The organism is Dactylosporangium aurantiacum (genome assembly GCF_000716715.1).
Lineage (GTDB): Bacteria > Actinomycetota > Actinomycetes > Mycobacteriales > Micromonosporaceae > Dactylosporangium > Dactylosporangium aurantiacum.
Genome location: NZ_JNYJ01000013.1, coordinates 13,703 through 40,695, shown reverse-complemented (window position 1 = coordinate 40,695; position 26,993 = coordinate 13,703). Strand labels below are relative to the sequence as shown.

The 26,993-nt window shown below is 71.2% G+C and carries 29 protein-coding genes and 1 pseudogene; 21 read left to right on the top strand and 9 right to left on the bottom strand.

All coding sequences use genetic code 11. The features are described from left to right. The first annotated feature begins 161 nt into the window (after positions 1-161). The 4 genes from OP18_RS16700 (at position 162) to OP18_RS16685 (ending at position 3,161) form a co-directional block, all read left to right on the top strand. A complete protein-coding gene (locus OP18_RS16700) occupies positions 162-1,016 on the top strand; it encodes a helix-turn-helix domain-containing protein (RefSeq protein ID WP_033359840.1) in 855 nt (284 codons plus the stop codon). A gap of 19 nt (positions 1,017-1,035) precedes the next feature. After that, on the top strand, positions 1,036-1,236 hold the full coding sequence (locus OP18_RS16695; protein WP_033359839.1) for a DUF397 domain-containing protein: 201 nt from the start codon (positions 1,036-1,038) through the stop codon (positions 1,234-1,236). A 252-nt stretch (positions 1,237-1,488) separates the two neighbouring features. Continuing rightward, positions 1,489-2,016, top strand: coding sequence for a GNAT family N-acetyltransferase (locus OP18_RS16690; RefSeq protein ID WP_245635404.1), 528 nt, complete (start codon positions 1,489-1,491; stop codon positions 2,014-2,016). 107 nt (positions 2,017-2,123) lie between these two features. Further along, positions 2,124-3,161, top strand: coding sequence for a DUF4192 domain-containing protein (locus OP18_RS16685; protein WP_033359838.1), 1,038 nt, complete (start codon positions 2,124-2,126; stop codon positions 3,159-3,161). On the opposite strand, the pseudogene fdhD reads toward OP18_RS16685, so the two are convergent. Then, a pseudogene (fdhD, locus tag OP18_RS55170) lies at positions 3,133-3,909 on the bottom strand (formate dehydrogenase accessory sulfurtransferase FdhD); the annotation flags it as partial. The gene OP18_RS16685 and the pseudogene fdhD sit on opposite strands and share 29 nt — an antisense overlap. A gap of 333 nt (positions 3,910-4,242) precedes the next feature. Here fdhD and OP18_RS55165 point away from each other — a divergent pair. The 3 genes from OP18_RS55165 (at position 4,243) to OP18_RS16665 (ending at position 6,565) form a co-directional block, all read left to right on the top strand. After that, positions 4,243-5,049 carry an NTP transferase domain-containing protein gene (locus OP18_RS55165; protein ID WP_081970821.1) on the top strand — a complete coding sequence of 269 codons (807 nt, stop codon included), beginning with the start codon at positions 4,243-4,245 and terminating at the stop codon, positions 5,047-5,049. Further along, on the top strand, positions 5,033-5,269 hold the full coding sequence (locus tag OP18_RS16670) for a DUF6457 domain-containing protein (protein WP_033359837.1): 237 nt from the start codon (positions 5,033-5,035) through the stop codon (positions 5,267-5,269). Before OP18_RS55165 ends, OP18_RS16670 begins: the two co-directional genes overlap by 17 nt. 231 nt (positions 5,270-5,500) lie before the next feature. Then, complete coding sequence (locus tag OP18_RS16665) at positions 5,501-6,565, top strand: T3SS (YopN, CesT) and YbjN peptide-binding chaperone 1 (RefSeq protein WP_033359991.1); 1,065 nt, start codon at positions 5,501-5,503, stop codon at positions 6,563-6,565. Here the strand turns inward: OP18_RS16665 and OP18_RS16660 are convergent. After that, positions 6,562-7,002 carry a DUF6232 family protein gene (locus OP18_RS16660; protein ID WP_033359836.1) on the bottom strand — a complete coding sequence of 147 codons (441 nt, stop codon included), beginning with the start codon at positions 7,000-7,002 and terminating at the stop codon, positions 6,562-6,564. The two genes, OP18_RS16665 and OP18_RS16660, sit on opposite strands and share 4 nt — an antisense overlap. Positions 7,003-7,284: 282 nt before the next feature. Here OP18_RS16660 and OP18_RS16655 point away from each other — a divergent pair, with 282 nt between their 5' ends. Both OP18_RS16655 and OP18_RS55160 read left to right on the top strand, forming a co-directional pair. Further along, positions 7,285-8,142: a helix-turn-helix domain-containing protein gene (locus OP18_RS16655; RefSeq protein ID WP_033359835.1), complete on the top strand. Its 858-nt coding sequence runs from the start codon at positions 7,285-7,287 to the stop codon at positions 8,140-8,142. Positions 8,143-8,176: 34 nt separating this feature from the next. After that, complete coding sequence (locus tag OP18_RS55160; protein WP_081970820.1) at positions 8,177-8,353, top strand: DUF397 domain-containing protein; 177 nt, start codon at positions 8,177-8,179, stop codon at positions 8,351-8,353. A gap of 31 nt (positions 8,354-8,384) precedes the next feature. Here OP18_RS55160 and OP18_RS16650 read toward each other — a convergent pair whose 3' ends face one another. Continuing rightward, entirely contained in the window at positions 8,385-10,277 is a 1,893-nt protein-coding gene (locus OP18_RS16650; protein ID WP_052386840.1) for a beta-propeller domain-containing protein, read from the bottom strand. Between the two features lie 5 nt (positions 10,278-10,282). Beyond that, a complete protein-coding gene (locus tag OP18_RS16645) occupies positions 10,283-10,771 on the bottom strand; it encodes an Lrp/AsnC family transcriptional regulator (RefSeq protein ID WP_052386839.1) in 489 nt (162 codons plus the stop codon). 68 nt (positions 10,772-10,839) lie between these two features. Between OP18_RS16645 and ddaH the strand changes: the two genes are divergently transcribed. Continuing rightward, positions 10,840-11,676, top strand: coding sequence for a dimethylargininase (gene ddaH, locus OP18_RS16640; RefSeq protein WP_341483915.1), 837 nt, complete (start codon positions 10,840-10,842; stop codon positions 11,674-11,676). Here the strand turns inward: ddaH and OP18_RS52585 are convergent, their stop codons facing one another. The 5 genes from OP18_RS52585 to OP18_RS16615 form a co-directional block, all read right to left on the bottom strand. Continuing rightward, positions 11,677-12,150, bottom strand: a complete 474-nt coding sequence (locus OP18_RS52585) for a hypothetical protein (RefSeq protein ID WP_156089562.1) — start codon at positions 12,148-12,150, stop codon at positions 11,677-11,679. It lies immediately after the preceding gene. A 66-nt stretch (positions 12,151-12,216) separates the two neighbouring features. Further along, positions 12,217-13,560, bottom strand: coding sequence for a sensor histidine kinase (locus OP18_RS16630; protein ID WP_033359834.1), 1,344 nt, complete (start codon positions 13,558-13,560; stop codon positions 12,217-12,219). After that, a complete protein-coding gene (locus tag OP18_RS16625; protein ID WP_033359833.1) occupies positions 13,553-14,236 on the bottom strand; it encodes a response regulator transcription factor in 684 nt (227 codons plus the stop codon). The genes OP18_RS16630 and OP18_RS16625 overlap by 8 nt, the downstream gene beginning before the upstream one ends. Positions 14,237-14,431: 195 nt before the next feature. Further along, entirely contained in the window at positions 14,432-14,941 is a 510-nt protein-coding gene (locus tag OP18_RS16620) for a hypothetical protein (RefSeq protein WP_052386837.1), read from the bottom strand. 146 nt (positions 14,942-15,087) lie between these two features. After that, complete coding sequence (locus OP18_RS16615) at positions 15,088-15,648, bottom strand: hypothetical protein (protein WP_063745530.1); 561 nt, start codon at positions 15,646-15,648, stop codon at positions 15,088-15,090. A gap of 121 nt (positions 15,649-15,769) precedes the next feature. Here OP18_RS16615 and OP18_RS16610 point away from each other — a divergent pair, with 121 nt between their 5' ends. The 11 genes from OP18_RS16610 to OP18_RS16560 all read left to right on the top strand — a co-directional run bounded on the left by OP18_RS16610 (position 15,770) and on the right by OP18_RS16560 (position 26,991). Beyond that, positions 15,770-16,867, top strand: coding sequence for an efflux RND transporter periplasmic adaptor subunit (locus tag OP18_RS16610; RefSeq protein WP_033359832.1), 1,098 nt, complete (start codon positions 15,770-15,772; stop codon positions 16,865-16,867). A gap of 11 nt (positions 16,868-16,878) precedes the next feature. Next, a complete protein-coding gene (locus OP18_RS16605) occupies positions 16,879-17,607 on the top strand; it encodes a response regulator transcription factor (protein WP_033359984.1) in 729 nt (242 codons plus the stop codon). Continuing rightward, positions 17,597-19,252: a sensor histidine kinase gene (locus OP18_RS16600; RefSeq protein ID WP_081970819.1), complete on the top strand. Its 1,656-nt coding sequence runs from the start codon at positions 17,597-17,599 to the stop codon at positions 19,250-19,252. Before OP18_RS16605 ends, OP18_RS16600 begins: the two co-directional genes overlap by 11 nt. A gap of 81 nt (positions 19,253-19,333) precedes the next feature. Continuing rightward, positions 19,334-20,482: an efflux RND transporter periplasmic adaptor subunit gene (locus OP18_RS16595; protein ID WP_245635402.1), complete on the top strand. Its 1,149-nt coding sequence runs from the start codon at positions 19,334-19,336 to the stop codon at positions 20,480-20,482. A gap of 11 nt (positions 20,483-20,493) precedes the next feature. Further along, the gene (locus OP18_RS16590) at positions 20,494-21,180 is read left to right on the top strand and encodes an ABC transporter ATP-binding protein (RefSeq protein WP_245635401.1); all 687 of its coding nucleotides are present in this window, start codon (positions 20,494-20,496) and stop codon (positions 21,178-21,180) included. Further along, positions 21,177-22,391, top strand: coding sequence for an ABC transporter permease (locus OP18_RS16585; protein ID WP_033359830.1), 1,215 nt, complete (start codon positions 21,177-21,179; stop codon positions 22,389-22,391). Before OP18_RS16590 ends, OP18_RS16585 begins: the two co-directional genes overlap by 4 nt. A gap of 25 nt (positions 22,392-22,416) precedes the next feature. Further along, positions 22,417-23,043 (top strand): hypothetical protein, encoded by a 627-nt coding sequence (locus tag OP18_RS16580; RefSeq protein ID WP_245635400.1) that lies wholly within the window; start codon positions 22,417-22,419, stop codon positions 23,041-23,043. A gap of 14 nt (positions 23,044-23,057) precedes the next feature. Then, positions 23,058-23,528, top strand: coding sequence for a PH domain-containing protein (locus tag OP18_RS16575; RefSeq protein ID WP_052386832.1), 471 nt, complete (start codon positions 23,058-23,060; stop codon positions 23,526-23,528). Between the two features lie 332 nt (positions 23,529-23,860). Beyond that, a complete protein-coding gene (locus OP18_RS16570) occupies positions 23,861-24,151 on the top strand; it encodes a lactococcin 972 family bacteriocin (protein ID WP_052386831.1) in 291 nt (96 codons plus the stop codon). 103 nt (positions 24,152-24,254) lie between these two features. After that, positions 24,255-26,324 (top strand): bacteriocin-associated integral membrane family protein, encoded by a 2,070-nt coding sequence (locus OP18_RS16565; protein ID WP_156089561.1) that lies wholly within the window; start codon positions 24,255-24,257, stop codon positions 26,322-26,324. 31 nt (positions 26,325-26,355) lie between these two features. After that, the gene (locus OP18_RS16560) at positions 26,356-26,991 is read left to right on the top strand and encodes an ABC transporter ATP-binding protein (RefSeq protein WP_033359828.1); all 636 of its coding nucleotides are present in this window, start codon (positions 26,356-26,358) and stop codon (positions 26,989-26,991) included. Positions 26,992-26,993 lie beyond the last annotated feature (2 nt).

Here is a 26,993-nt window from a genome sequence, read left to right as displayed (position 1 = left end):
CGGCAGAGGAACCATCTGACCGCCTCAGAATGCATGTGCAGGTTTCCAGGGGCAATACGTGCTGACGAACTTGAGTAGAGCAACGCAATCGCTCACTGACGGACGCGCTTGCGCGACACCCCGGTAACGGACACACTCGTCGTGAGTAATGGAGGTGAGCGGTGTCCCACGCGCATAGCCCCACGTTCCCCCGCTTCCAGTTGGGCAAACAGCTTCGACGCCTGCGGGAGCAGGCAAGGCTCACGACCGAGGACGTCGGCCTTCAACTCGACTGTTCACCCAGCACCATCAGCCGCATGGAAGGCGGGAAGGTCGGCATCCGCCGGAGCACCCTCGAGCAGTTGCTCAAGATTTACGACGTTGATGATCGCGATCTCACGGAGACATTGATCGCGCTCGCGAAGGAAGGCAAGACGCGCGGCTGGTTCGCCCGCTTCGGCGACCTCCCCAGCCACTACTCCCGGTACATCGGCCTCGAATCCAACGCGATCGAGATGCGGGACTACGAGGCGCTGGTGGTGCCCGGCCTGCTGCAGACGGAGGAGTACACGCGAGCGCTGCTCGCCGCGGCCTCCCCGTCCGGCGAGTCGGAAGACGCCGTCCAGGCGCACGTCAGCGCCCGCCGTGAGCGGCAGGAGCTGCTCACGAAGGCCGATGATCCCTTGCAGTTCATCGCGGTCCTCGACGAGAGCGTCATCCGGCGCCTCATCGGCGGGCCCGACGTCATGCGGTCGCAGCTCAAGCACCTGGCCGAGATGAGCCGGGCGAGGAACGTGACGGTCCAGATCCTTCCGTTCAGCGGAGGGGCCTATGCCGGCATGGCTGGATCATTCGCGATCCTCAAGTTCCAAGGTGCACCAAGTGTCGTGTATGCCGAAGCCATGGCCGGCGACATCTACCAGGAAGCCGGAGACGTCCAGCGGTATCACGACGTGTTCGAAAGTCTGCGAGCCGCCGCGCTCAGCCCATTCGAATCGGTCAAGTTGATCGAGTCTGCGGTCGCTGAGACGGCCTGACAACCAAAGGAGTGCGCAGATGGCTGCGCTGAACGAGCGGTGGCACAAGCCCACCCGAAGCGGTAACAACGGACAGTGCGTCGAAGCGCGGTTCGTCGACGGCGTCGTCGAGGTCCGCAACTCCAACGCCCCCGATGCCGGATCGGTGCGGTTCACCCGCGCCGAATGGGAGACCTTCATCGCCGCCGTCGACACGGACGGCGAATTCCGCCTGCCGTAACCAGATCTGAGCGAACAGCGAAGGGACCGTCCCGACCAGGCGGTCCCTTCGCCATTTAGCTGCGAGCCAATGCTGATGCTATCGCTGACCGCTCGGATCGGTAACCATCTGGTCGCGATCCGCGTGATGCAACAAAAGACGCTAAACGGTCAGCGGACGATCGCCCCGGGTGCAATACCGCGATGTGGGTGTCGCGGAGCGTCGCACCGGAGTAAGCATGGACCCATGGTGACTGTTCGCGCAGATGGCGGCGTGGGTGGCAGCGTCGCGACGCTGCAGCCGACGATCCGTGCGTACCGACCGACAGACCATCGGGAGTGCCGCCACCTGTGGGCGGAGCTGACCGAGGAGCATCAGCACCTGTACCCCGCCACGCCACCCGTCAACGGTGATCCGGGTGCCGCGTTCGAGGAGTACCTCACCCGGCTCGACCTGTCCGGCATGTGGGTCGCCGAGATCCTGGGCGTCGGCGTGGTCGGCATGGTCGGGCTCATCCTCGACGGCCGCGGCGGCCAGGTCGAGCCGCTGGTCGTGGCGTCGGCGCGGCGCGGCGAGGGGATCGGGCGGGCGCTGCTGGAGCACGTCGCCGAACAGGCCAGGCGGCGCGGCCTCGGGCAGCTGAGCATCTCGCCGTCCGCGCGCAACCTGGACGCGATCCGGTGCCTGCACGCCGCCGGGTACGACGCGCTGGCCAGAGTGACGCTCTCCATCGACCTGCACCCGGGTGGGCAGGACTGGCGGGAGGGCGTCGACCTGCACGATCAGCGGTTCCGATACTGACCGGGCGCTGTCAAGTGTCCGGTCCGGGCTGTGGATCGAAACGGACGTTGTCCACAGCCGAAAACCGCTAGTTCCCGCGTGGGGCGGCGACCGCCAGGCTCGTGGACATGACGACCGCAACCTCCACCACCGCCCTGCCAAGACTGCGCCTGCGCACGCCCGACGACATCCTGGCCGGCACGCCGTACCTGTTCGGGTTCCACCCCTCGGACAGCCTGGTGGCCCTAGGCATGCGCGGCTGCCAGCTGCGCTTCCACATGCGCGACGACCTACCCGACCCAGCTGAGGACCTCGACGTCCTCGCCGACAGCTATGCCGCCATGTTCCAGCGCCAGCACGTCGACCAGGTCGTGCTGATCGGCTACGGACCACCCGGGCGCGTCGAGCCGCTCCTGCACGCCACCACCGCCGGGATGCGCCGGCGCGGCATCGTCGTGCGGGAGATGCTGTGGGCGCACGACGGGCGGTATCGGTCCCTGGTCTGCGACTCGGCCGCCTGCTGCCCGGCCGAGGGCATGCCGTATGACGTCACCGTCTCCGCTGTCGCGGCGACCGCCACGCTCATCGGGATGGTCGCCCTGCCCGACCGGGCCGCCCTGGTCGACAGCCTCGCCGCCCCGACCGGCGCCGCGCTCGAGGTGGCCGAGCGCGCCGCCCGGCACGCCCAGACCCGCCTCGCCGGCTCCGCGGCCTCCCCGGCCGCCGGCGTCGCCGCCCTCGACGGGGCGCTGCGCCGCACCCGAGACGGCGACCGGCTGTCCGACGAGGAGGTGGCCTGGGCCGCGTTCCTCGTCCACAACCTGCGCCTGCGTGACGCCGCCTGGATGCGCATCGACCGCGACGGCGAGCCCGGCCTCGAGCTGCACGAGCGGCTGTGGAGCGACGTGCTGCGCCGGTGCGTCCCGGCGTTCGCCGCGCCCGCCGCGATGCTGGTCGCCTATGCGGCGTGGCGCTCCGGCAACGGGGTGCGGGCCCGCATCGCGCTGGACCGCGCCCTGGACGCCGACCCTGGCTACCGTGCCGCCAAGCTCATGGGCGAGATCCTGGACCGGGGGCTGTCGCCGCAGGCGCTGCCGCCGATCGTGCGGCCGGACCCGTCTGCTGCTCCAGCCCGGCGACGCGTTGCCCGCCGGCGTAGACGTTGAAGGACTGCCCGCGCAGGAAGCCGACGAGGGTCAGCCCGGCCTCCGCCGCGAGGTCCACGGCGAGCGTGCTCGGCGCCGACACCGCGGCCAGCACCGGGATGCCGGCCATCCACGCCTTCTGGCACAGCTCGAAGCTCGCCCGGCCGCTCACCATCAGGATGTGACCGACGAGCGGGAGCCTGTCCTGCCGCACCGCCCACCCGATGACCTTGTCGACGGCGTTGTGCCGGCCCACGTCCTCCCGCAGGCAGACCAGTCGCCCGTCGGCGGTGAAGAGCCCGGCCGCGTGCAACCCACCCGTCGTCCTGAAGGCCCGCTGTCCCTCCCGCAGCGCTTCGGGCAGGCCGGCCAGCACCGACGGTGTCACCCGCACGCCGTCCCCGGTGACGTCGAAGAGCGAGCGGGTGCGCACCGCGTCGATGCTCGCCTTGCCGCACACCCCGCACGAGGAGGTGGTGTAGAAGTTCCTGGCCGGATCGACCTGCGGCATCGGCACGCCGGCCGCCAGCGTCACGTCGACGACGTTGTAGGTGTTCGCCTCCTGATCGCCGGCACACAGCTGCGCCGTGCGGACGTCGCCGGCCGCTCGGATGATGCCTTCGGTCAGGAGGAACCCGATCGCCAGATCCAGGTCGTCGCCGGGCGTGCGCATGGTGACCGCCAGGGGTGGCCGCGGCGTGCCGGCCGTGCCGACCCTGATCTCGAGCGGCTCCTCGGCGACCAGGGTGTCCGGCCCGACCTTGACCACGACTGTGTGCGCTGGGCTGGTGTCGGGCGCGTGCGCTGGGCCGGTGGCGGCCACGTGGGTAGTCGTGCGGGTCTCGTGCGCTGGGCTAGTGGCGGCGTCGGGGTGAGCGGCGGGGGCAGCGGTCGTGGTGGGACCGGTGATCGTCGGGCCGGTGATCGTCGGGCCGGTGGTGGTCGGGCCGGTGGTGGGGCCGGTGGTGGCGGGGTCGGTGGCGTCGGGGCGGACGACGGTGACCCGGGTGATCGTGCGCCGTTGGGTGACGCGTCCCATGGCCGGGCCTCCAGGTGCGAGCGTTGGTTCCGGTGGTTGCCTGCTCGACGGTACGTTCTGCTCATGCGGGCAGCCACCGGACAGCGAGGACTGACGGCGGTGATCCTCGCCGGCGGCGGCGGGACCCGCCTCGGCGGCAGGGACAAGCCGGCGCTTCCCGTCGCCGGGGTGTCCATGCTGGACCGGGTGCTCGCCGCGCTGGCCGGTGCCGACCTTCGCATTGTCGTCGGGCCGCCGCGGCCCGGGCTGCCTCCGGATGTGGTCACCGTCCGCGAAGACCCGCCAGGTGCGGGTCCGGCCGCGGCGACTGCTGCTGCCCTGGCCGTCATCGCGCCGCCCGCCATCCCGGTCCCGCCGGTGGGCGGTGTTCCGGTCCCGCCGGTGGGCGGTGTTCCGGTCCCGCCGGTGGGCGGTGTTCCGGTCCCACTGGTGGGCGGTGTTCCGGTCCCGGCTGTGGCCGGTGCTCCGGTCCCGCCTGCCGCCGGTGCGGATGCGCTGATCGGGGTGTTCGCGGCTGATCTGCCGCATCTCACGGCCGAGGCGGTGGCGGTGCTGGTCGCGGCGGTCGGTGGTGGGGTTGACGGGGCCGTGTTCGTCGACGGGCGGGGGAAGCGGCAGCTGCTCTGCGGGGTGTGGCGGGCGGCGGCGCTGCGGGGTGGGGTCGAGCGGCTTGGGGACCCGGTGGGGAAGTCGATGCGGGCCGTGTTGGACGGGTTGGTCGTCGCTGAAGTCGGGTGGGAGCGGTCCGGGGTCGTTCCTTACTTTGACTGCGACACCGACGAGGATCTCCGACGTGCCGAGCGGCAGCAATCGAGACGGACCGGTGCGGGTGGGCCGGAGAGGTGGAGTGGTGATGAGCGGCAACGATGAGCTGGCCAGCTGGATCGCGCGGGCGTGCGAGGAGCTCGGGCTGGCCCCGATGACCGTGGCGGAGCAGGGCGCGATCCTCGACCTCGCGCGGGACGTGGCGCACAACGTCGCCCGGCCCGGGGCGCCGCTGACGGCGTTCCTGCTGGGGGTGGCGGTAGGGCGGGGCGCGGACCCGGAGGCCACGCGGGCGCGGCTGGTCGCGTTGGTGAACGAGCGCTGACCGGCGGTCAACGCGGCCTCGACGCCCCGCTGACCAGCGGTCAACGCGGCCCGTACGCCCCGCTGACCAGCGGTCAACGCGGCCCGTACGCCCCGCTGACCAGCGGACCGACGCGGGGGGCGGGCGACCGGTCGGCCGAAACGCCGGACCGACCCAGATACCCGACTGACCCAGGGGCCCGCAGCGCGCGTCGGCTGGATAGGGTGAGGCCCGGGGGGATTGGAGGCGGTCATGGCGGATGATCAGGACTACGAGGCAGCGCTGTTCGACGATGAGGATCCCATCGGCGGGGACCTCAAGGAGAAGGTTGCCGAGGCCTGGCGCGACTTCGCGCGCCACCTGGTCGACGCGCTGCGACAGCTCGCCCCGGGCACGACGCTCGATCTGACGCTCGACCCCACCGCGTCCGGCACCGGGGACGCCATCTATTCGGTGCAGGTGACCGGGGAGGACGGCGACATGCTCGCCGCGACCGCGGTCGGCAACGCTGACCTGCCCTCGGAGTATCGGCTGGGGCGCTCGGTCATCGCCCAGGTGGTGGCGCTCGGGTGGTCGCCGCCGGGGGTGGTGCCCGGGTCCGGTGAGGCGTTCGGCGTGCGGGTGCCGAAGAGCGACGCGGTCCAGCTCAGCCGGCTGATCATGCGGACGCTGCGGGACATCTACGGCACGCCGCATCCCGCGTTCCTGACGTACCTCGCCCATGACGCGCAGGGGCTCGTGGCGGCACTGCCGGCGCTCGGGGTGGCGCGGTCGCTCGCGTCGATCGTCGAGACCGACGGCGAGGGTTCGGTGGCGGTGGTGCGGGCCAAGCACGGTCCGGCCGGCGAGGACCAGGACGACCTGCCGCTGCACGACAAGGTGATCACGGTCGTGGCCCGGCTGATGAAGACGACGCCGGAGGAGCTGACGATCGACCCGGACGGGGACATCGGGATCCGGTCGGGGTCGGCGATGGTGTTCGTGCGGGTGCGGGACAACCCGCCGCTGGTGGACGTGTTCTCGCCGATCCTGACCGAGATCGAGCCGACCGAGCGGCTCTACGTGAAGCTGTCCGAGCTCACGAACCGGATGCCGATCGGCCGGCTGTACTGCACCAATGACACGGTGTGGGCGTCGGTGCCGGTGTTCGGGCGGGACTTCCAGGCCACCCACCTGATGCTCGCCGTGCAGGTGATGACCGGGCTCGCGGACGAGCTCGACGACCGCCTGCAGGGCGAGTTCGGCGGCAAGCGCTTCTTCGGTGAGAACGACGCCCCCAAGCAGGTCGAGGGCGAGCGCACCGGCATGTACCTCTAACGGTCGCGGGCCGTCTCGACCGACCGCCGCAGCGCCCGGGACACCCGGCCGAACAGGTCCGCGTCCCGGGTGCGCAGCAGCGTCACCTGCCGGCCGCGGTAGTCGGCGAGCAGCGTGTGCTGCCGAGGCCAGCGGCGGGCGTAGAAGAGCCCGACGGCCCAGGTGATCAGCAGCGCCGACAGCGCCACGAGCACCACGGCGATCGAGCCGGTGGTCGCGGCGGCCACCCCGAGCACCAGGGCGTTGGCGAGGCCGACCGCCATGCAGGCCCGCACTCCCGGGTGCAGGGCGCCGGTGCCGTGCGTCGGGCGGGTCAGCTCGGCGATCTCGTACCGGCCGCTGTCGGTGGCGAAGACCTGGTCGGTCACCAGGATGCCGTGCCGGTCGTAGTGGACGACCGGACGGGACTCGGACGACTGGGGTGCGAAGGAACTCATGGTCGCGCTCCTCTGATGCTGGTCGGCGCCCGGATCGCGGGCGCTGACGCGACGAAAAGAAGAGGCGGCAACCGGCCACGGTGACGGCCGCCGTCCAGTGCCCCTGCGGAACAGGGGACGAGACACCCGAAGCCCAAGCGTCGCCGTCGCCGGGTGAGGCGGATCATGCAGCCGCACCACTAAGCTTCTGTCTCTATTGCGCATCAAGTGGCCCGGAGATGCAAGTGCAACTCCGTGCCGAAACTCTCAGTATTTGAGCGTCGATACGGTACGGTGTGCACGATGTCGTCGAAGCCGAGCCCGACTCTGCTCCGCCGCCAGCTCGGAGCCGAGCTGCGACGGTTGCGCGAGGGCGCCCGGAAGACGGCGGCCGAGGTCGCCACCGCGCTCAGCTGGTCTGAATCCAAGGTCAGCCGGATCGAGACCGCCAACAGCAGCGTCCGCAACCCGGACCTGATGAAACTCTTCGACCTCTACAAGGTTTCCGAGGTCGAGCGCAGCCGCCTCACCGCACTCGCCGCGCAATCGCGCCAGCGGGCCTGGTGGGAAGCATATGGCGAGGCACTGCTCGGCGCCTATGAGACGTACATCGGATTCGAGTCCGAGGCGTCCGAGATCTTCATCTACGACGCGGTGCTGCTCAACGGTCTGCTGCAGACCGCCGAATACGCCGGTGCGGTCATCAATTCACTGTCCGCCGGTGAGCGGCCCGACGTGGTGAGTCAGCGGGTCTCCGTGCGGATGGCGCGCCAGGCCGTGCTGACCAGAGACCCGCCACCGAAGATCTGGGCAATCCTCGACGAGGCCGTCCTGCGGCGGCCGATCGGCGGCACCAGTGTGATGAAACGGCAGCTCATGAGGCTGCTGGAGATCGCCGACCAGCCGACGGTGACGCTGCAGATGGTGCCGTTCGACCGGGGTGCGCACCGCGGGATCGACGGGATGTTCACGATTCTCGAGTTCGCCAACGAGACCGAGCAGCCGCTGGTGTATTGCGACGGCATGACCGGTGGCGTGTTCCGGAACCGTCCCGAAGAGGTCCGCCGGTACCTCATGGCGTTCGAGTCGCTGCGCACGGTGGCGCTCAGCCACGCCGAGACGCTCGAATTCATTCAGAAAACGATCCGCGAATACGAGTGACCGCGAAGTTTCCGCGAAAGGCAAGGGACAAACCATGAGCAAGGTGTGGCGTAAAAGCACGCGCAGCGGCGCGACCGGCTGCGTCGAGGTGCTGCTGGACCCCAAGGTCGTCGGCATCCGTGACTCGAAGGACGCCGACAGCCCCGAGATCTACGTCGACGCCGCCGCCTGGCGCGCGTTCGTCCAGCACGTGACCACGACCCAGCGCTGACCGTACAACAGCGTAGAACCGAAAAATCCAGTTAAAGCGCGATCCAGGCCTGATCCGCCAGGGTCGCCGCGTCGGTGGCCTTCAATCCCTGCTCGGACAGGGTCCACAAGGTCCCGCCGACGATCAGCGAGCGGCGAATCGTCGTGTAGCGACCGGGGTGGGTGATCGTGCCCGCCTCGGTGATCGCCGCGTCGCCGACCTTCAGCACCAGCACGCTCGGCTGCTGGTCGCTCCAGACCGGCACCGCCAGCAGGCCGAGCGGTGCCCAGTAGAGGAACGCGTGCGGGTCGTACTCGGCCTCTGAGCTGCCGCCCTTGCGCTGGTGCTGCGCCACGCGCGCCGGCCGCGCCGGATCCCGCACGTCGAACAGTGAGACCTGCATGCCCTGCACGCGGCCCTGCTCGGTGGCGTCCTGCCCGAGGCCCAGCAGCCGCCCGTCGCCGGCCGGGTGCAGGTACGCCGAATATCCCGGGATCTTCAGCTCGCCGGCGACCTTCGGCGCCGCCGGGTCGCGCAGGTCCAGCGTGTAGAGGGGGTCGGTCTGGCGGAACGTCACCACGTAGCCAGTGGTGCCGATGAAGCGCACGGAGTAGATGCGCTCGCTCCTGCCCAGGCCGCCGACGTGCCCGACCTCGGTCAGCCGGCCGCCGTTGAGCCGCAGCACGTACACCGCGGAGGACGTCGTGTTCTCCAGCGAGTCGGTGGTGGCGATGCGCAGGTGACCGTCCCACTCCGACATCGAGTACTGGTTGAGCAGCCAGCCCGGCACCTCGCCGGAGGCGGCGAACCGGGGCCTGCCGGCGCCGCTGATGTCGAACCTGAACACCTGGGTCGACGGGCGGGCCGGCGACGCGACCCGTTTGCGGACCGTGTCCGCCATGACCCGCCAGCGCTGGTCGTTGGCGATGTACAGGCTGGGACCGTTGGCATACACGGTGTCGCCGTCGGCCACCACCGACACCGGGTCGCCGCCGCCGAGCGCCGCCCCGCCCAGGTCGAACGTCAGCACGGTCAGCATGGCCGTGGCGGAGTAGCTGCTCGGCCGGCTCACCGCGCCGCAGTCGACGCGCCCCTCGGTGCGCTTGCCGGCACCGTCCTCGGCCGTCCACTTCGGCAGCCACGCGTCGACCGGCGCCGCGGTGACCGCCGAACGGTTCGCGGCGATCCGGGCGTCGTCGGTGCCGAACCTCGACGTGTCGGGGAAGGCGATCCGCGGCCGCGAGACCACCACGACCCGGGCCGTGCCGCCGACCTGGCGGGCGTCGAGCAGCCCGCCCTCGATCGTGAACCGGCCGAGCACCTTCGGCGCGCCGGCCAGGTCGACCAGGGTCACCTGGGCGCCGGAGACGCCGGGCCCGCCGGCGACGTCGGCCTTGTAGTCGGCGCCGAGCAGCAGCGCCCGGTCGCCGGCCAGCAGCAGCTCACCGACGTTGACCGCCCGCGGCTCGCCGACCTCGTCGCTGCCGAGGGTGAGCGAGCCGGTCACGGTGCGGCTGGCGGCGTCGATCACCTTCAGCGACCCGTGCGCAAGCGTGACGATCCGCTTGCCGTCGGTCTTCACCAGGTCCGGCTCGTCGACGCCGGCCTCGTGTGTGTTGGTGCCCGAGAACTCCTGCCCGGGCGGCGCCGCCCGCTTGTCGCTGCCGCCGGCGAGATCGGCCGCCCGGCCGTCGGCGATCCCGCCGCCGCGCAGCATCCCGTTGCCGAACCCCCAGGGCCCGACCGCCTCCGCCGCCGCGGCGCGCAGCGACGACAGCAGCTGCTCGCACGAGTCGAAGGCGACCAGCTTGAACGCCGGCGCCGGACCGGGGGCGACCCCCTGCGCCGAGGACGACCCCGTGGTGGGCGTCGCGTCACCGGTACACCCGGAAAGCACGACACTCAGCGCACTCAGCGCACTCAACGCGACCAGCGAGCGTCTCATGCAGGCTAGGACGTGGCGGGTGTCGATCCGGTTCCCGGCTCGGTGACGACTTTCGGCGCCAGCCGCTCGACCAGCCTGGACAGCACGATCATGCTGCGGGTCGAGGTGACGAACGGCTCGGCGCGCAGCCGCTCCAGCGCCTCCTCCAGCCCTGCCATGTCCACCGCCCGCAGGTGGACCAGCGCGTCGGCCTCGCCCGAGATCGTGTACGCCCCGACGACCGCCGCATGCCGCTTCGCGGCCGCCCGCAACTGCTGTGGCGAGGTGCGCCCGGTGCAGAACAGCTCGACGAACGCCTCGGTCGTCCAGCCCACCGCGCCGGGGTCGATGAGCGCCGTATAGCCCCGGATCACGCCCTGCGATCGAAGGCGGTCCACGCGTCGCTTCACGGCCGGCGCGGACAGCGCCACCGCGGCGCCGATGTCCGCATAGGACGATCGGGCGTCCTCCTGCAGCAACGCAATGATCTGCTGGTCGATCGGGTCGAGGCGCAACGATTCCCTCCTCGAAAGCAAGCGTTCTCGCTGTTTTGTGTGACCTCGCAAATCTACCGTTTGATCTCGTGACCCACGTCGAGCGGCAGCCGCGAGAGCGCACCTACCTGATGTCGCCACCCGAGCACTTCGTGGTGGAGTATGCGATCAACCCGTGGATGGACGTGTCCACACCGGTCGACACCGAGCTCGCCGTCAAACAGTGGGAGGGGCTGCGCGAGACGCTCGTGCGGCTCGGCCACCAGGTGCACGTGCTGGCGCCGGAGCCCGGCCTGCCCGACATGGTCTTCGCGGCCAACGGCGCGTTCAGCGTCGACGGCGTCGTCTACGGCGCGCGGTTCAAGTACGCCCAGCGCATCGCCGAGGCGGCCGCGCACCGGCGGTTCTACGAGCAGCGGCAGGAGTGGACCTTCGCCGCGCCGACGCAGACCAACGAGGGTGAGGGCGACTTCGCCTATCTGCCCGACGCCCTCGGCGGCGGCGTGATCCTCGCCGGGCACGGCTTCCGGACCGAGGTCGCCGCGCACGCAGAGGCCCAGGAGGTGCTCGGCCGGCCGGTGATCTCGCTGCGCCTGGTCGACCCGCGCTTCTACCACCTCGACGTGGCGCTGGCGTCGCTGGACGACCGCACGATCGTCTACTACCCGGGTGCGTTCTCCGCCGCGTCGCAGGCGGTGCTCGCCCAGCTGTTCCCGGACGCGGTCGTGGCCGACGAGCAGGACGCGCTGTCCTTCGGGCTCAACCTCGTCTCCGACGGCCGCCACGTGGTCCTCAACAGCGAAGCCACCGCCCTCGCGGCCAAGCTCCACCAGGCCGGCTACGTACCGGTCCCGGTGGAGCTGACCGAGCTCAAGAAGGGCGGTGGCAGTGTGAAGTGCTGCATCGCGGAGCTGCGACCCCGGTAGCTACGAGGCCGCGCCGTTCGGCGACTGCGTCGGCGTCGACTGCACGAACACGATCTGCGCCGTGTAGGTCGTGCTGGGCGTCGCCGCCGGGGAAGCGGTGCCACCGTTGACCGTGATCGGCCCGCCGACCACCACCGCGGAGCCCGCCTGCAGGTCGCCGGGCTGCATCGCCTGGTGGTTGCTGCCGTACACCTTGACGTTGTCGGCCAGGGTCCACGTCTTGGTGTAGCCGTCCGCCGACCGGATGGTCAGCGAGGTCTCCGTCGCCGACGTCGCGGTGCCGTTCTGCATGGCGACTCTGATCGGGCCCTTCTTCGTCTGCACGATGCCCTCGCCGTGCAGGACGTTGTTGAGCATCTCCTGATGGTTCGGGCCACCCGACGGCTTGGGATCCGCCACGGCGACCCCCGGCAGGAAGCCGACGATCATCAGGACTACGGCACTGAACAGCAGGCCTATCCGTGAGCGTCGCATGGGGGTACCTCCTCGGAACTCGGCTGACGGATGCTCTACCCGGCTCACCCGACCCAAACCCGGGGCTCAGAGCGGGATCGTCACGGTGAACCTTGCCCCGCCTTCCGGCGCGTGACCGGCCTCGATGCTGCCGCCCAGCCGGCGCGCCAGCCGCGCGGCGAGCGCCAGCCCCAACCCGCTACCGACCTTGCGGGCGCCCTGGTAGCGCCGCGACAGCGCACCCCGCTCGAACGCCACCGCCAGGTCGTCGTCGGTGAACCCGGGCCCGCCGTCGCGGATCTCGATCGACGCCGCCGACGCCTGCCACACCAGCGCCAGCACGACCGGCGCGCCGGCCGGCACCACCCGCAGCGCGTTCTCCAGCAGCCCGTCGATGATCTGCCGGATCCGTCCCGGGTCGGTGCGCGCCGGCACCGGCATCGGCGGCAGCTCGGTGCGCGGCACCAGGCCCGCCGCCACCAGCCGCCCGCCCCACGCCTCGGCCGTCGTCGCCACCAGCTGCGTCAGGTCCACGTCGACGACCTCGACCGGCAGGTCCGCCGCCTCCAACCGGGCCAGCACCAGCAGGTCGGCGATCAGCCGGTCCAGCCGCTCGGCCTCGCCGAGCACCGTCTGCCCCGCCCGCTGCGCCCCGTCCGGCCCGACCACCCCGTCGGCGAGCGCCTCCGCGTAGCCGCGGATCGTCGTCAGCGGCGTGCGCAGCTCGTGCGACACCGACAGCAGGAAGTCCCGCTCCCGGCCCTCGCTCGTGGCCAGCGCCGCGGTCAGTGCGTTGACCGCCCGGGCCAGGTCGGCGACCTCCGTCGGCCCGCCGGGATCGAGCGTGACCGACCGGTCGCCGGCGCTGAGCCGGTTCGCCGCGGCTGCCACGGTACGGATGGGGCGCGCGATCCTCCTCGCCAGCAGCGCACCGGCCAGCAGCCCGGCCGCGAGCCCGGCCAGCAGCGCGATCCACAGCTGCCCCCACAGCCGCGCCAGGGTCCCGCTCGGCGGCTCCTCGGTCAGCACGACCCCGTTGCCAGCGTTGCCGACCGGGCGGCCCACCAGCAGCTGTACCTCCTTGCCGACCAGCGCCCGGCGCACCGGCACCTGGCGGCCGGCCCCGATCGTCTTGACCACCCCGTCCGGTAGCCCTTCCCGATCCGCCTGGCCGGCCCGGATCAGGTACACCTCGATCCCGCGGGCCCGCAGCCGCTTGACGATCACCTGCTCGTCTTCGCTCTGCTTCGTGTTGAACCGCGGCCGCAGCAGCTCCGCCGTCAGCGTCGCCTCGTCGGCGAGCCGCTCCTTCGCCGCCCGGTTCGCCTCCTGGATCGCCAGCGGCGCACCGACCAGCGCGGTCACCACCACCGCGATCACGGCGACGGCGCACGTCACCAGCGTGCTGCGCCCGACGATCGACTTAAGCATCGGCGGTGTACCCGACGCCGCGCACCGTCCGTAGCACCCCGGCCGCGTCGCCGAGCTTGCCGCGCACCTGCGCCACGTGCACGTCGACCGTGCGGGTGCCGGAGTGCGCCGCGTATCCCCACACCGAGCCGAGCAGCTCCTCCCGGGTGAAGACCCGCCCGGGCCGGTTCATCAGGTGCGCCAGCAGCGCGAACTCGGTCGAGGTCAGGCTCACCGGCACGCCGTGCACCCGGCACTCCCGCCGCGCCGGGTCGAGGGTGACCGGCCCGACGGTGCGGACCTGCTCGACGTCCGGCGGACCCTGCGTGCGGCGCAGCACCGCCTTGACCCGCGAGACCAGTTCCCGAGGGCTGAACGGCTTGGTGACGTAGTCGTCGCCGCCCAGCTCCAGCCCGAGGATCCGGTCGACCTCGTCGTCCCGCGCGGTCAGGAACAGCACCGGCGTCCAGTCGCCCGACTCGCGCAGCCGCCGGCAGATCTCGGTGCCGTCGAGGCCCGGCAGCGCGATGTCCAGCACGCACGCCACCGGCCGCAGCTTCCGTGCCGCCGCCAGCCCGGCCGTGCCGTCGTGCTCGACGTGCACCCCGAAGCCTTCGCGCGCCAGGTACATGCGCAGCAGGTCGGCGATCGGCCGCTCGTCCTCGACGACCAGCACCAGCCCCTTGCCCTGATCCACGGCCTCATTCTGCCGCCACCGCGCCGGCGCGCATGTTCGAGCGGTGTTTGGGAGTCCGCGGTCTTGGATACAAGAACATCGATCGGTCCACCCAGCTGCGGCAAGCCAGCGCCCGCGCGGGTGGACCGATTTCCGTGCCCCCGCGGTCGGGCGGTCGCGGGCGGGCGGCGACGGTGACGGCGACCTGGGTGGGGGTCAGGCGGCCGCTGAGGAGACGGCGAAGCGCAGGGCGGCCCTGGTCAGGGCAGGCGCCACCGGGCTCACCGCGGCGGCGATCTGCCCCCACGGGGTGCGGAAGGCCTGCTTGAGGGCCTCGTCGAGGCGCCACATCTCGGACTTGTCCGCCAGGCGGACCCACATGTTCTCGCGGACGCCGTCGATCGCGGTCACGCCGAGCTGGATGCCGGTGCGGCCGGGCTCGGGGGTCCAGGTGACGTCGGCGAGCTGGTGCAGGTCGGCGTTGAGGTGCAGGGAGACGCGGCGCAGCAGGGGCGACTCGGTGGTGACGACCAGGCGGTTGCGGGTCAGCATCAGGACGCTGCTACGGGCGGCGCGGGTCGTGCAGCGGGCGACCACGGCCACGCTGTCGCGGTCGCCGGCGCAGCCGCGCAGCATCTGGACGTGGCGCCGGACGGTCACGGGGGACAGCTTCGCCAACACCGTGGCCGGCAGGAAGGTGCACGAGAAGGTGTCCAGCGTCTCCATACCGAAGGCAACGACGCGTACCGCTCAGCGACACGCGCTTTTGACGATTTCGTGCACCGACCTTGCGGGCGTAGTGCCAGGACGCTCCCACCGCGTCCCTTTTGCCGCCACCACGCCGGCAAGATCGGCGCACACCCTGTGCGCCGTCAGGACGCGGAAGGGCGAGGGCTGGGCTTGAGCGGCGCGCAGGCGGTCACGGCGGCGGCCACCTTCGCGTCGGTGGTGTCGAGCTGGTCGACCGGGCCGCTGGCGGTGACCCCGTGCTCGGTGAGGCAGTTGCGGTACGCGGCATCGCGGCCACCACCGTTGCCGCCCCCACCGTTCGGGAACGCGGTCGGGCGCAGCGACTCGCACGCCTTCTGCGCCTTCTCCCAGGTCTGCTGGTCGACGCCGCTGGGCGCCGCGGTACCGAAGAAGCCGCCACCACCCGGGAATCCGCCGCGGAAGCCGCTGCCGGACGGGCGCGGCTGCCCCGAGGGGAACGCGGTCGGGCGGCCCGACGGGCGGGCCGTCGGCCGGTTCGAGGGATTCATCTGTGGCAGGTCGACCCCGTTGTCGCGCAGGCACGACGCGTAGTCCGAGCCGCGGGAGGCGGCCGCCGTGGCCGGCGCGCCGGCGTCCGACGACCCGCAGGCCGTGGCGAAGAACGCCACCGCGGCGAACGCGAGCGCGGCGCCACCGATCCGCATGTTCATCACTCGCGCCATGCAACGTCGCCAACCTCGACGCTCCGTGGGCCGGACCTCAAAGTTCGGTAACAACGCCTTCCCAGCCAACTTTGAGGTCCGGTCGAGCTGACGGGGAGCCAGGACCGGTCAACTGGCGGGCATGAAGGTCTGGTGGCTGGCCGGCGGGGCCGCCGCGCTCGCGGTCGCGGTCGTCGTGGGTGTCGTGCTGACCGGCGGCGACCCGGTGGCGCCGGCCAAGGCCGCCACGGCCAAGGTGACCCGCGGGTCCGTCACGACGACCGTCTCGGCAGCGGGGACCGTACAGGCGCAGCAGAGCCGCACGCTCGGGTTCACCGGCGGCGGCACGCTGACCGAGCTCAACGTGAAGCCCGGTGACGTGGTCGCCGCCGGCATGGTCCTGGCGAGGATCGACGCGACCGCGGCGCAGGAGTCGGTGGACGCCGCCGAGGAGAGCGTCGACAGCGCGCAGGACGCCCTGGACCGCGCGGAGACCGCCCAGGCCACCGCGGCCAGCACGCCGACCGCCACCGCCAGCCGGCCACCCGGCAGCCAGAGCGGCAGTCAGGGCGGCAGTCAGGGCAATGGTCAAAGCGGTGGTCAGAGCGGTGGTCAAGGCCAGAGCAACACCGTGCAGATCGCCAGCGACAACCTGCTGTCGGCGCAGCAGCGGCTCAACAACGCCAAGCTCACCCTGGTGCAGGCCAACGCCAAGCTGGCCGGCACGGTGATCACCGCGCCGGTCGCCGGCAAGATCCTCGCGGTCAACGGCACCGTCGGGTCCAACGCCGGCTCGAGCGTCATCACGCTCGCCGGCACCGGCGACGTGGTGGTGAAGGCGCAGTTCACCGAGGCCGAGGTGGCGCACCTCAAGCTCGACCAGGTCGCCCGGATCACGCTGCCGGACAACCCGGGCGCCAAGTACGACGGCAAGGTCATCCAGATCGACCCGGCCGGCACGGTGTCGAACCGCCTCGTCCGCTACGCCGCGCTGATCGCCTTCGACAAGGTGCCCGACACGCTGCTGTACGGCCAGAGCGCTACTGTCGCAGTGGTGACCGCATCCGCCGACGGCGTCCTGTCGGTGCCCTCCACCGCCGTGCACGACGGGAAGGTCGTGGTGCGGGTCAACGGCCGGGACGAGGAGCGCGCCGTCGAGACCAGGCTGCGCGGCGACGTCAACACCGAGATCACGAGCGGACTTGCCGAGGGCGACGAGATCCTGACGGCGGGTCGATGACGATGGAGCCGATGACCGGACAGGTGAACGCGGGCCAGCCGCAGCCGAAGGTCCTCGTCGTGGACGACGAGGCGAGCATCCGTGCCCTGCTGTCCGCCACGCTGCGGCTCACCGGGTTCGACGTCAAGGTCGCCACGGGCGGGCGGGAGGCGCTCGCGGCCGCCGCCGAGTACGCGCCGGACCTGGTCGTGCTCGACGTGATGATGCCCGACCTGGACGGGTTCGAGGTGGCGCAGCGGCTGCGGACCAGCGGCCGGCCGGTCCCGGTGCTGTTCCTGACCGCCCGCGACTCGGTCGAGGACCGCATCTCCGGGCTGACCGTGGGCGCCGACGACTACGTGGCCAAGCCCTTCAGCCTGGAGGAGGTCGTGCTGCGGATCCGGGCGATCCTGCGGCGCAGCCTCGGCGAGCAGCAGCAGCTCGTCGACGGCGGGGTGCTGCGCTACGCCGACCTGGAGATGGACGAGGACGCGCACGAGGTGCGCCGCGGCGGCCACCGGGTCGACCTGTCGCCGACGGAGTTCAACCTGCTGCGCTACCTGCTGACCAACGCCGGCCGGGTGGTGAGCAAGGCGCAGATCCTCGACCGGGTGTGGAACTACGACTTCGGCGGCGACGGCCGGATCGTCGAGTCCTACGTGTACTACCTGCGCCGCAAGGTGGACAAGTGGGACCCGCCGTTGATCCACACCGTCCGGGGCGTCGGCTACGCGCTGAGGCTGCCGCGAAGTGAAACTTAGGCCCTGGCGCCAGTGGACGGTCCAGGTCAGGATCGTCGTCTCCGTGGTGACCCTCGCCGGCGTCGCGCTCATCGCCGCGAACGCGATCGGCGTCGGGCTGCTCAACTGGTACCTGATGCAGCGCATCGACGACCAGCTGGAGCACTCGGCCCGCCCGCCGGGCGCCTTCGCCAACCCGAACCGCAACCCCAACCCGACCGCCGCGCCCACCGCTCCCGGCGCGGGCGCGGGCGGCAGTCCGAACCCGAGCGCCAGCCCCAGCGCGAGCGCCGGCGTGCGGCGCGACGCGTTCCCGCGCGAGCGCGGCGAGTTCTTCCCCGGGCCGCTGTACCAGATCTACCGCTTCGACAGCACGGGCAAGCTGCTCAACCCGGAGCCGGTCGTGCTGGATCCCGCGCTTTTCGGCGACATCAAGCAGCGGGCCGCCACGGCGAAGCCGTTCACCGTCACCACGCCGGGCGGTGAGGACTGGCGGGTGATCGTGTTCCCGGCCAACCTGCCGGCCAACTTCGCGGGCGGCGGCGGCTACGGCGCCAACGCCGTCGCGCTGGTCGACGTCCAGGACACCCGCGACAGCATGCTGCGGTACTCGCTGCTGGTCAGCCTCATCCTGCTGGGGTTCGTGGGGGTCGCGACCGCGACGCTGGTGCGGGTCGGGCTGAGCCCACTGACCCGCATGGAGGAGACCGCGGTCGAGATCGCCGGCGGCAACCTGTCCCGCCGGATCGTCGACGCCGACCCGCACACCGAGTCCGGGCGCCTCGGCATCGCGCTGAACACCATGCTCACCCGCATCGAGGAGGCCGTCGACGACAGCGCCGATTCGGAGCGGCGGCTGCGGCAGTTCCTCGCGGACGCCGCGCACGAGCTGCGCACCCCGTTGACCTCCGTGCAGGGCTTCGCCGAGCTGTACCGGCGCGGCGGCGCGCCACCCGGACCGGCGCTGGACGAGGCGATGGAGTGCATCGAGGCCGAAGTGAGCCGGATGCGGCTGCTCGTCAACGACCTGCTGACCCTGGCCCGCATGGACGAGGAGCGGCCGCTGCAGCGGTACCCCGTGGACCTGCTCGCGGTCGCCGCCGACTCGGTGCGCGACGCCCACGTGCGGGTGCCGACCCGGTTCGTGCAGCTGTCGGCGCTGGACGAGCGCTCGGTGACGTTCGAGCCGGTGACCGTGGAGGGCGACGAGACCCGCATCCGGCAGGTGGTCGCGAACCTCGTCAGCAACGCCCTGCAGCACACCCCGGAGGACACCCGGGTCGTGGTGCGGGTCGGCCGGGCCACCGAGGGCGGGCCGCCCCCGACCGCGGCCGTCGGCGAGCCGCTGCCCAGCGGGGTGCCGCTCGCCGCGATCGAGGTCGGCGACACCGGGCCCGGCATGAACCCCGGTGAGGCCGCCCGGGTGTTCGAGCGCCTGTACCGCGCCGAGGGCTCCCGCTCGCGCCGCCACGGCGGTGCCGGGCTGGGCCTGGCCATCGTCGCCGCGATCGTGCAGGCGCACGGCGGGCGGGTCGAGCTGTGGACCGCGCCCGGCGAAGGGGCCAGGTTCCGGGTGCTGCTGCCGGCGATGAGCGAACCCGATTTCGACGACGAATCCGATCAACCCGGGGCGTCTGGATTCCGAGGTAACTCCGAGGGAAGCTGAGGGTCGCTCCGAGCGGCACGCACCACGATTCCCCTCATGCGTTTGTCGCTGCCGCCTCTGCGCCGACCACGGGTGGACTCCGTGGGCCTGATCAACGTCGCGCTCGCGGTCGCCGCGGTCGGTGGCGGGCTCTGGGCGTACCAGATCGTCTCCGGGCCGGCCGAGGCGCAGGCCTCGCAGACCACCACCCGGACCCGGCTCGTCGCGGCCACGCAGGGCACGGTGTCGCAGACGGTGTCCGCGTCGGGCTCGGTGGCCAGCTCGGCGACGGCCAACGCCAACTTCACCACGTCCGGCACCGTCACCGAGGTCGAGGTGAAGGTCGGCGACGTGGTCACCAAGGGCCAGGTCCTGGCCAAGGTCGACCCGACCGCCGCGCAGGCGTCGCTGAACACGGCGAAGGCCAACCTGACCGCGGCGAAGGCGGCGCTCACCCGGGCGCAGAACAACAGCGCCGACGCGGCCACGATCGCCTCGGCCGAGGCGCAGGTCACCACCGCGCAGGCCGCCGTCACCTCGGCGCAGACGACGGTCAACGGCACGGTCCTGACCGCGCCGATCGCCGGCACGGTCACGGCCGTGAACGGCGCGGTCGGCTCCTCGTCGGGCGCCTCCGGGTCCTCCGGCTCGACCGGCGCCTCCGGCGGCTCCACCGGCTCGTCCTCGTCGGGCTTCGTCCAGCTCGCCGACCTCACCAAGCTGCAGATCAACGCGAGCTTCGCCGAGGCGGACGCGACGAAGCTCAAGACCGGCCAGGCCGCGCAGATCACCTGGAGCGCGCTGAGCGGCACCCGCGCAACGGGGAAGGTCAGCACGATCTCGCCGACCGCGACGACCAGCAACAACGTCAACTCGTACGCGGTGGTCATCGGGCTGGACACGCTGCCGGAAGGGGTACGGCTCGGGCAGAGCACCACCGCGGTCGTGACGATCGCCGAGGTGCAGGACGCGGTGCGGATCCCGAGCGCGGCGCTGCGCACGGCCGGCGGCCAGCGCACCGTCCAGGTGCAGGTCAACGGCCAGGTGGAGACCCGCACCGTCGAGGTGGGCATCACCGGCGGCTCGTTCGTCGAGATCAAGTCCGGCCTCACCGCCGGCGAGCAGGTCGTGATCACCACGACCACGACGAACTCCACCACCGGCACGAACAACCAGCAGTTCCCGGGTGGTGGGTTCACCGGCGGCGGCGGGTTCACCGGTGGTGGCGGCGGCTTCCGGCCCGGCAACTGATGGGTGAGGTCATGCATCCGGTACTGGACGTGCAGCGGGTCAGGAAGATCTACGGGCAGGGCGAGACCGAGGTCCAGGCGCTGCGCGGCGTGTCGCTCACCGTCGAGCGCGGCGACTACGTGGCCATCATGGGCTCGTCGGGCTCCGGCAAGTCGACGCTGATGAACATCCTGGGCTGCCTCGACATCCCGACGACCGGCAAGTACCTGCTCGACGGCGTCGACGTGAGCCGCCTCAACGACCGGCAGCTGGCCCTGGTCCGCAACCGGCGGATCGGCTTCGTGTTCCAGGCGTTCAACCTCATCGCGCGGACCAGCGCCCTGGCCAACGTCGAGCTTCCCCTCGCGTACGCCGGGGTCAAGGCCGCCGAGCGGCGCCGCCGGGCCAACCTGGCGCTGGCCATGGTCGGGCTCGCCGAGCGCGCCGACCACGAGCCCAACCAGCTGTCCGGCGGCCAGCAGCAGCGGGTCGCGGTCGCCCGCGCGCTGGTCACCGCGCCGGCGCTCGTGCTCGCCGACGAGCCGACCGGCAACCTCGACACACAGTCCACCAACGACGTCCTCGCCGTCTTCGACCGGTTGAGCGCGTCCGGGCGGACGATCGTGCTGATCACCCACGAGCCGGACGTCGCGGAGCGGGCGAGGCGACTGATCCGGCTCGTCGACGGACGCATCGTCCAGGATGAGCGGCTGAAGTGAACCTCCTCGAGACCATCCGGTTCGCGCTGCGCGCGATCACCGCCAACAAGCTGCGCTCCAGCCTGACGGTGCTGGGCATCCTCATCGGCGTCGCCGCAGTCATCCTCCTCGTCGCGGTCGGCAACGGCTCCGCGCAGGCGGTCCAGCGGCAGATCGAGTCCCTGGGCACCAACACGCTGACGGTCACCGCCGGCGGTGGCGGCGGCCCCCGCGGCGCGGCGGCGACCACGAGCACCGCGCTCAACATGGACCTGGTGCCGGCGCTGCAGGACAAGGACGAGGCGCCGCACGTGCGCAGCGTCTCGCCCGTCGTCACCGGCTCGCAGTCGGCCACCTACGAGGGGACCGACCACACGATCGCGCAGTTCGTCGGCACGTACCCCGGCTGGGTCGCCGCCTCGAACTTCAAGGTCGACAAGGGAACCCTCTTCACCGCCGAGGACGTCACCGACTCGCGCAAGGTCGTCGTCATCGGCAAGACCGTCGCCGAGGAACTGTTCGGCGGCGTCGACCCGCTGTCCAAGCAGATCACCGTCGCCGGCAAGCTCTTCACGGTCGTCGGCGTGCTCGCCGACAAGGGCGGCACCGGTTTCACGGACCCCAACGACGTCGCCGTCGCGCCCGTCACCGCGGTGCAGGAGTCGCTGACCGGCTACGGCTCGCTCAACCAGCTGCTGATCCAGGCCACGTCGCCGGAGGACGTCAGCGACGCGCAGAGCGAGGTCACCGCGATCCTCAACGCCAAGCTCAACATCACCGGGTCGAGCACCACGGCGTACCGCATCCAGAACGCCTCGCAGCTGCTGGAGACCCGCGCCAACACGGCCGAGACCTTCACCCTGCTGCTGGGCGCGGTCGCCGGGATCAGCCTGCTGGTCGGCGGGATCGGCATCACCAACATCATGATGGTCACCGTCACCGAGCGGACCCGGGAGATCGGCATCCGCAAGGCCCTCGGCGCGCCCAGGCGCACGATCCTCACCCAGTTCCTGGTCGAGGCGACGGTGCTGAGCCTGATCGGCGGGCTGCTCGGGGTGGCCGCGGCGGTCATCGGCAGCCGCTTCACCATCGTCAGCATCAAGCCGGTCATCGTGCCCAGCTCGGTCGTCCTGGCGCTGGGGTTCTCGGTCGCCATCGGGCTGTTCTTCGGCAGCTACCCGGCCAGCCGGGCCGCCGGCCTGCGCCCCATCGAGGCCCTGCGCTATGAGTGAGCACCCGTCCCGTCAGGAGACCCCAGTGAGCCACGCCTACCGCGCCGACACCGAGCCCCTACCGGTGGTGCCGGCGGACCTCGACTTCGCGGACGAGCCGGACGAGGCGGCGCTGCCGGGGGTGCCGGAGGAGCCGGACGACCTGCTGGCCCAGCCGCTCGACGACGACCTGAACGAGCGGATCGCGAAGGCGGCCCCGCGCCGCCTGGCCAACCGCGCCACGTACGTGCTGGCCGGGCTCGCCCTGCTCGTCGCCGGCTTCGTCGGCGGGGCCCAGGTGCAGAAGAGCTACGGCACGCCGCCGGCCGCCGGCGCGCCCGGCGGCGCCAACCCGGCCGCGCTCCCCAGCCAGTTCGCCGGCCGCGGCGGCGCGTTTCCCGGCGGTCAGAACGGCGCGTTCCCGGGCGGTCAGAACGGCACCGGGCAGACCGGCGCGCGCGGCGGGATCACCGGCACGGTCAAGCTCGTCGACGGCACCACCGTCTACGTGGAGACCGCCGACGGCCAGACCCTGATCGTGAAGACCAGCGGCACGACCACCGTCTCCATGCCCGGCGCGCTGAAGGACCTGACCGCAGGCTCCAGCGTCACGATCGTCGGCCAGAACGCCGACGGTACGGTGACCGCCACCTCGATCACCAAGACGAAATAGCGCATGCTGGTGGGATGGACATCCGCAGCGGCGCCTTCTCCGCTTCGACACCGCCGCCGGCCGGGACCGACCTGCGGTGGCGGGTGTCCACGGGGTTCGCGGCACTGAAAGCCTGCGCGGCGATCGCCCTGCTGCTCGCAGGGGTGTTCGTCGCGGGCGACCGCCGCGCGCTGGCCGCCGCGCTGATCGCCGCCGCCATCCTCGGCGTCTACGCGCTGCGGGACTTCATCGCGCCCGTCCGGCTCGCCGCCGACCTGGAAGGGCTCACCGTCGTCAGCGGTTACGCGTCCCGCCGCCGCCTCGACTGGGCGCAGGTCGAGCGGATGCGCGTCGACGCCCGCTCCCGCGGCGGCATGCGCAGCGAGCTGCTGGAGATCGACGCGGGAGAGCACCTGTTCCTGCTCAGCCGCTACGACCTGAACGCCCACCCGGCCGACGTCCACGAGGAGCTGCTCCGCCTTCGCGGCTTCTCGTCCCGCGCGTAGGGTCGCTCGCGTCGTCACGCTCGGTGATAGCTCCGAGTCCCCTGTGTGATGCAAGTCACTGAACTGCGTGGCACCGATCTGACGCACGGCCGGTTACCTGCGGCGTCGCGACATGTCCTACAAATTGTCGGACGTAACTTCCTGTTACGGGTCAACGTGAATGTGTGCCTTGCATTAGCGTGATTCTCACACCGCGGGGGATCAGGCGCAGGTCCACTTTCGGGATAGGCGTTGTCCATGCTTCCGATCAATTCGGGGCATCTCGAGTGCGCGCTCAGAGCGGCGCCGACGTCAGGTTGGGAAATGCTCGTTTCTGACTGAAGGGATCTGTGTTGGGTCTCAAGAAGAAGGTCGCGGCCGGCATCGCGACGGGGGTGATGTCGGTGGCGATGGCCTCTCCGGCGCTCGCCGTCGTCACCTACGTCGAGGGTGGCACCTGGGACCACGGTGAGAACAACTCCATCGTGTGGTCCTACTACTACCACCCCAACAACAACCACAAGTCCTCGGTGAAGACCAACCAGGTGTATCCGTCGGGCTGCACCTCGCCCGGCTACTACTCCTACGCGAGTGCCGCGTCGCGGTTCTGGTCGGTCGACTACTCGTACTACGGTTTCTGCTGAGCACACGGACCGTTGATCGACTAGTCGTGCATTGACGGGTGCGGGTGGCGTCGCTTCCGCCGCCACCCGCATCCGCGACCGCCCGAGCATAGGACAGGCCACCGTGATTCATAAAAGCATCAAGTTCGCATACCTCGTCATGATGGCCGTGTCCGCCGCGATGGCGTTCATCATCGTGCGGAATTTCGACGAGGCGGCCATTTCCGGGCCGTCGTACGTCGTCTGGATCAATGAGTCGGACTCCTCGTCGAGCAATGCGCAGACCGCCGAAATGGTGTCGTCGTTCGCGCAGCGCCGGCATGTCAACGTCGGCCGGTTGGCCTGGGATCCGCGCAACGAGAGCTACCGGCACGTCTACCTGGCGGTCGGTGACGACGGCGCCGAGTCGACCTCCTGGATGCGGGACGGCTACCCCTACTTCAGCCGGGACGCCAAGACCGACGTCCGGCCGTTCCAGGAGTCGGTCAACATCGACCCGACGGGTTACTACCTCGTGTTCGGTCCGAGGTCGGACGCGTCGGAGCTGCTGCGCGGGTTCAACGACCTCGGGTTCCGCGGGAAGATCGACCCGCTGCTGACCCCCACGCACGCCCTGGAGTTCTTCGGCAACGGCGCACTGCTGTGGTGCTTCCTCATCATCGCGCTGCTGACGATGCTGACCGTCGCCTCCGCCATCGTGTTCAACGCCAAGTCGTATGGCGTCCAACGGCTGCAGGGCCGGTCGTTCCCGGGGATCCTGGGCCGGGACCTGGCGCAGCTGGCGCGCTTCGCGGGCATCGCCGCGGCCGGGACCGCCGTCGTCGCGGCCGCCGCGCTCGGCTGGTACAACGGCCTCAACCGCTTCGGGACCTACCTGCTGGTCGCTGCCGGCTTCTTCGCCGTCTACCTGGTCATCGCGCTGATCACGCACGCGCTGACGCTGGCGGTGATGCACCGCGACGGCATCCTGAGCGCGATCAAGGGCGAGCTCGCCGACCGGTGGCTGATCGTCGGCTCATACGGGATCCGGGTGCCCGCGATCCTGCTGACGCTCGTCGTGGGCACCGCCGTGATCAGCAGCGGGCTGGATGTGCGGGAGCAGCGGGAGCGCAGCGAGGCGTGGAAGGCCGCCGGGCCGGCGTACTACACGCTGATCAGCGGCGGATACACCGGCACGGCGCAGGAGCGGACGGTCAACGACAAGATCGGCCAGTGGGTGCGCGACGCCGACCTGCGGGGTGACGTGCTGCTGTCCAAGGTGCTGCCGCCGGCCGGCGGGCCCGGCATGCTCGTCGGCGGACCCGAGCGGGACGTCCTGGTCGTGAACGACAAGTACCTCCGCACGCACGAGCTCTACGACGCGAGCGGCGCCCGGGTCACGCCGTCGGACCCCGATGCCGTCAGGATCCTGGTGCCCGAGCGGTACGCCGCGGACGCCGAACGGGTCAAGTCCCGGATCGGCAGCTGGATGCAGGTGCTCACCCGCAACCGCACCGGCGCGCCGATCCCGATCCGGACCGGGACGCTGCGCTCCGGCCAGTCGGCGTTCACCTACGGGTCCTGGGTCGAGGACCACGACCTCGTCATCGACGACCCGTTCATCGTGGTCATGACGGCCGGCTCCGGGGTCATCCCCAACGACGAGTACATGGTCATGGCCGCCCAGCACCGCGTCATCTTCGACGACCCCGACAAGGCGATGAGCAGTGCCGCCGCGGCCGGAGTGGGGCCATACGTGCTGGGCGTGAGCCCGTCCGCGCAGGAGGCCGCCGACCGTTACCGCACCGTGCGGCGCGAGTTCAGCGTGCAGGTCTTCAACCTGCTGGCCGCGGTCGTGGTGCTGCTGATCACCGCGCTGAGCGTGTCGATCGTGTACTGCCGGAAGCACGCGCAGGCCTTGTTCGTGAAGTACATCAGCGGCTGGAGCTTCCTGCGGACGCACCGATGGATCCTCGGGGGCGAGGGCGCGCTGGCCGCCGTGCTGGTGCTGTGGACCTGGCAGCGCACCAACTCGCTGATCGCCCAGAGCGAGGCACCGATGGCGCGGCCGTCGCTGCGGCAGGAGCTCGTGCTCGGCGGCTGGGAGCCGGCCGTGGCCGCCGCCGTCGCGCTGCTCAGCCTCGCGCTCATCCTGGGCACCCTGGCGCGGACCAACGCCGGCTTCATCAAAGCGCACTCCGCCAGCCTGGCCTGACCATCACGACGACACGGCGAAGAGGATCCACATGATCTCCGTTAACGGCATCACCAAGTCGTTTGGCCGGCGCACCCTGTGGTCGGACGTCTCCTTCAAGGTGGCCCAGGGCCAGCTGCACGCCCTGGTCGGGCCCAGCGGCTGCGGCAAGTCGACCCTGCTCAACTGCCTCGGCCTCCTCGAACAGGTCGACTCCGGCTCGATCCTGATCGCGGACAAGGACATCACCAAGTTCGGGGCCGCCGCACAGCGCCGCTTCCGCCGCGACACGCTCGGCTACCTGTTCCAGAACTACGCGCTGATCGACAACGCGACCATCGCGTTCAACCTCGCGGTCGCCGTCGGTGCCGCGGGCCGCTCCCGCCGCCAGGACGCCTTCGAGGCGGCCCTGGACCGGGTCGGCCTCGGCGGTCGCGGCAAGGAGATGGTGTATCAGCTCAGCGGTGGCGAGCAGCAGCGCGTGGCGCTCGCCCGGCTGATGGTCAAGCAGCCCAAGGTGGTGCTGGCGGACGAGCCGACCGGGGCGCTCGACAGCGACAACGCCACCATGGTGATCAATGTCCTGCGGCGGATGGCCGAGGACGGCTGTGCCGTCGTCATCGCCACCCACAGCAAGCACGTGGAGACCAGTTGCGACACCACGCTGCTGGTCGGCGGCGCCCACTGACA

Bases quoted from the DNA above. Each gene is read 5' to 3' on its own strand.
- OP18_RS16695 (WP_033359839.1), top strand. From the start codon at position 1,036: ATGGCTGCGCTGAACGAGCGGTGGCACAAGCCCACCCGAAGCGGTAAC.
- OP18_RS16685 (WP_033359838.1), top strand. From the start codon at position 2,124: ATGACGACCGCAACCTCCACCACCGCCCTGCCAAGACTGCGCCTGCGC.
- OP18_RS55165 (WP_081970821.1), top strand. From the start codon at position 4,243: ATGCGGGCAGCCACCGGACAGCGAGGACTGACGGCGGTGATCCTCGCC.
- OP18_RS16670 (WP_033359837.1), top strand. From the start codon at position 5,033: ATGAGCGGCAACGATGAGCTGGCCAGCTGGATCGCGCGGGCGTGCGAG.
- OP18_RS16665 (WP_033359991.1), top strand. From the start codon at position 5,501: ATGGCGGATGATCAGGACTACGAGGCAGCGCTGTTCGACGATGAGGAT.
- OP18_RS16660 (WP_033359836.1), bottom strand. From the start codon at position 7,002: ATGAGTTCCTTCGCACCCCAGTCGTCCGAGTCCCGTCCGGTCGTCCAC.
- OP18_RS16655 (WP_033359835.1), top strand. From the start codon at position 7,285: ATGTCGTCGAAGCCGAGCCCGACTCTGCTCCGCCGCCAGCTCGGAGCC.
- OP18_RS55160 (WP_081970820.1), top strand. From the start codon at position 8,177: ATGAGCAAGGTGTGGCGTAAAAGCACGCGCAGCGGCGCGACCGGCTGC.
- OP18_RS16650 (WP_052386840.1), bottom strand. From the start codon at position 10,277: ATGAGACGCTCGCTGGTCGCGTTGAGTGCGCTGAGTGCGCTGAGTGTC.
- OP18_RS52585 (WP_156089562.1), bottom strand. From the start codon at position 12,150: ATGCGACGCTCACGGATAGGCCTGCTGTTCAGTGCCGTAGTCCTGATG.
- OP18_RS16630 (WP_033359834.1), bottom strand. From the start codon at position 13,560: ATGCTTAAGTCGATCGTCGGGCGCAGCACGCTGGTGACGTGCGCCGTC.
- OP18_RS16620 (WP_052386837.1), bottom strand. From the start codon at position 14,941: ATGGAGACGCTGGACACCTTCTCGTGCACCTTCCTGCCGGCCACGGTG.
- OP18_RS16615 (WP_063745530.1), bottom strand. From the start codon at position 15,648: ATGGCGCGAGTGATGAACATGCGGATCGGTGGCGCCGCGCTCGCGTTC.
- OP18_RS16610 (WP_033359832.1), top strand. From the start codon at position 15,770: ATGAAGGTCTGGTGGCTGGCCGGCGGGGCCGCCGCGCTCGCGGTCGCG.
- OP18_RS16605 (WP_033359984.1), top strand. From the start codon at position 16,879: ATGACCGGACAGGTGAACGCGGGCCAGCCGCAGCCGAAGGTCCTCGTC.
- OP18_RS16590 (WP_245635401.1), top strand. From the start codon at position 20,494: ATGCATCCGGTACTGGACGTGCAGCGGGTCAGGAAGATCTACGGGCAG.
- OP18_RS16575 (WP_052386832.1), top strand. From the start codon at position 23,058: ATGGACATCCGCAGCGGCGCCTTCTCCGCTTCGACACCGCCGCCGGCC.
- OP18_RS16560 (WP_033359828.1), top strand. From the start codon at position 26,356: ATGATCTCCGTTAACGGCATCACCAAGTCGTTTGGCCGGCGCACCCTG.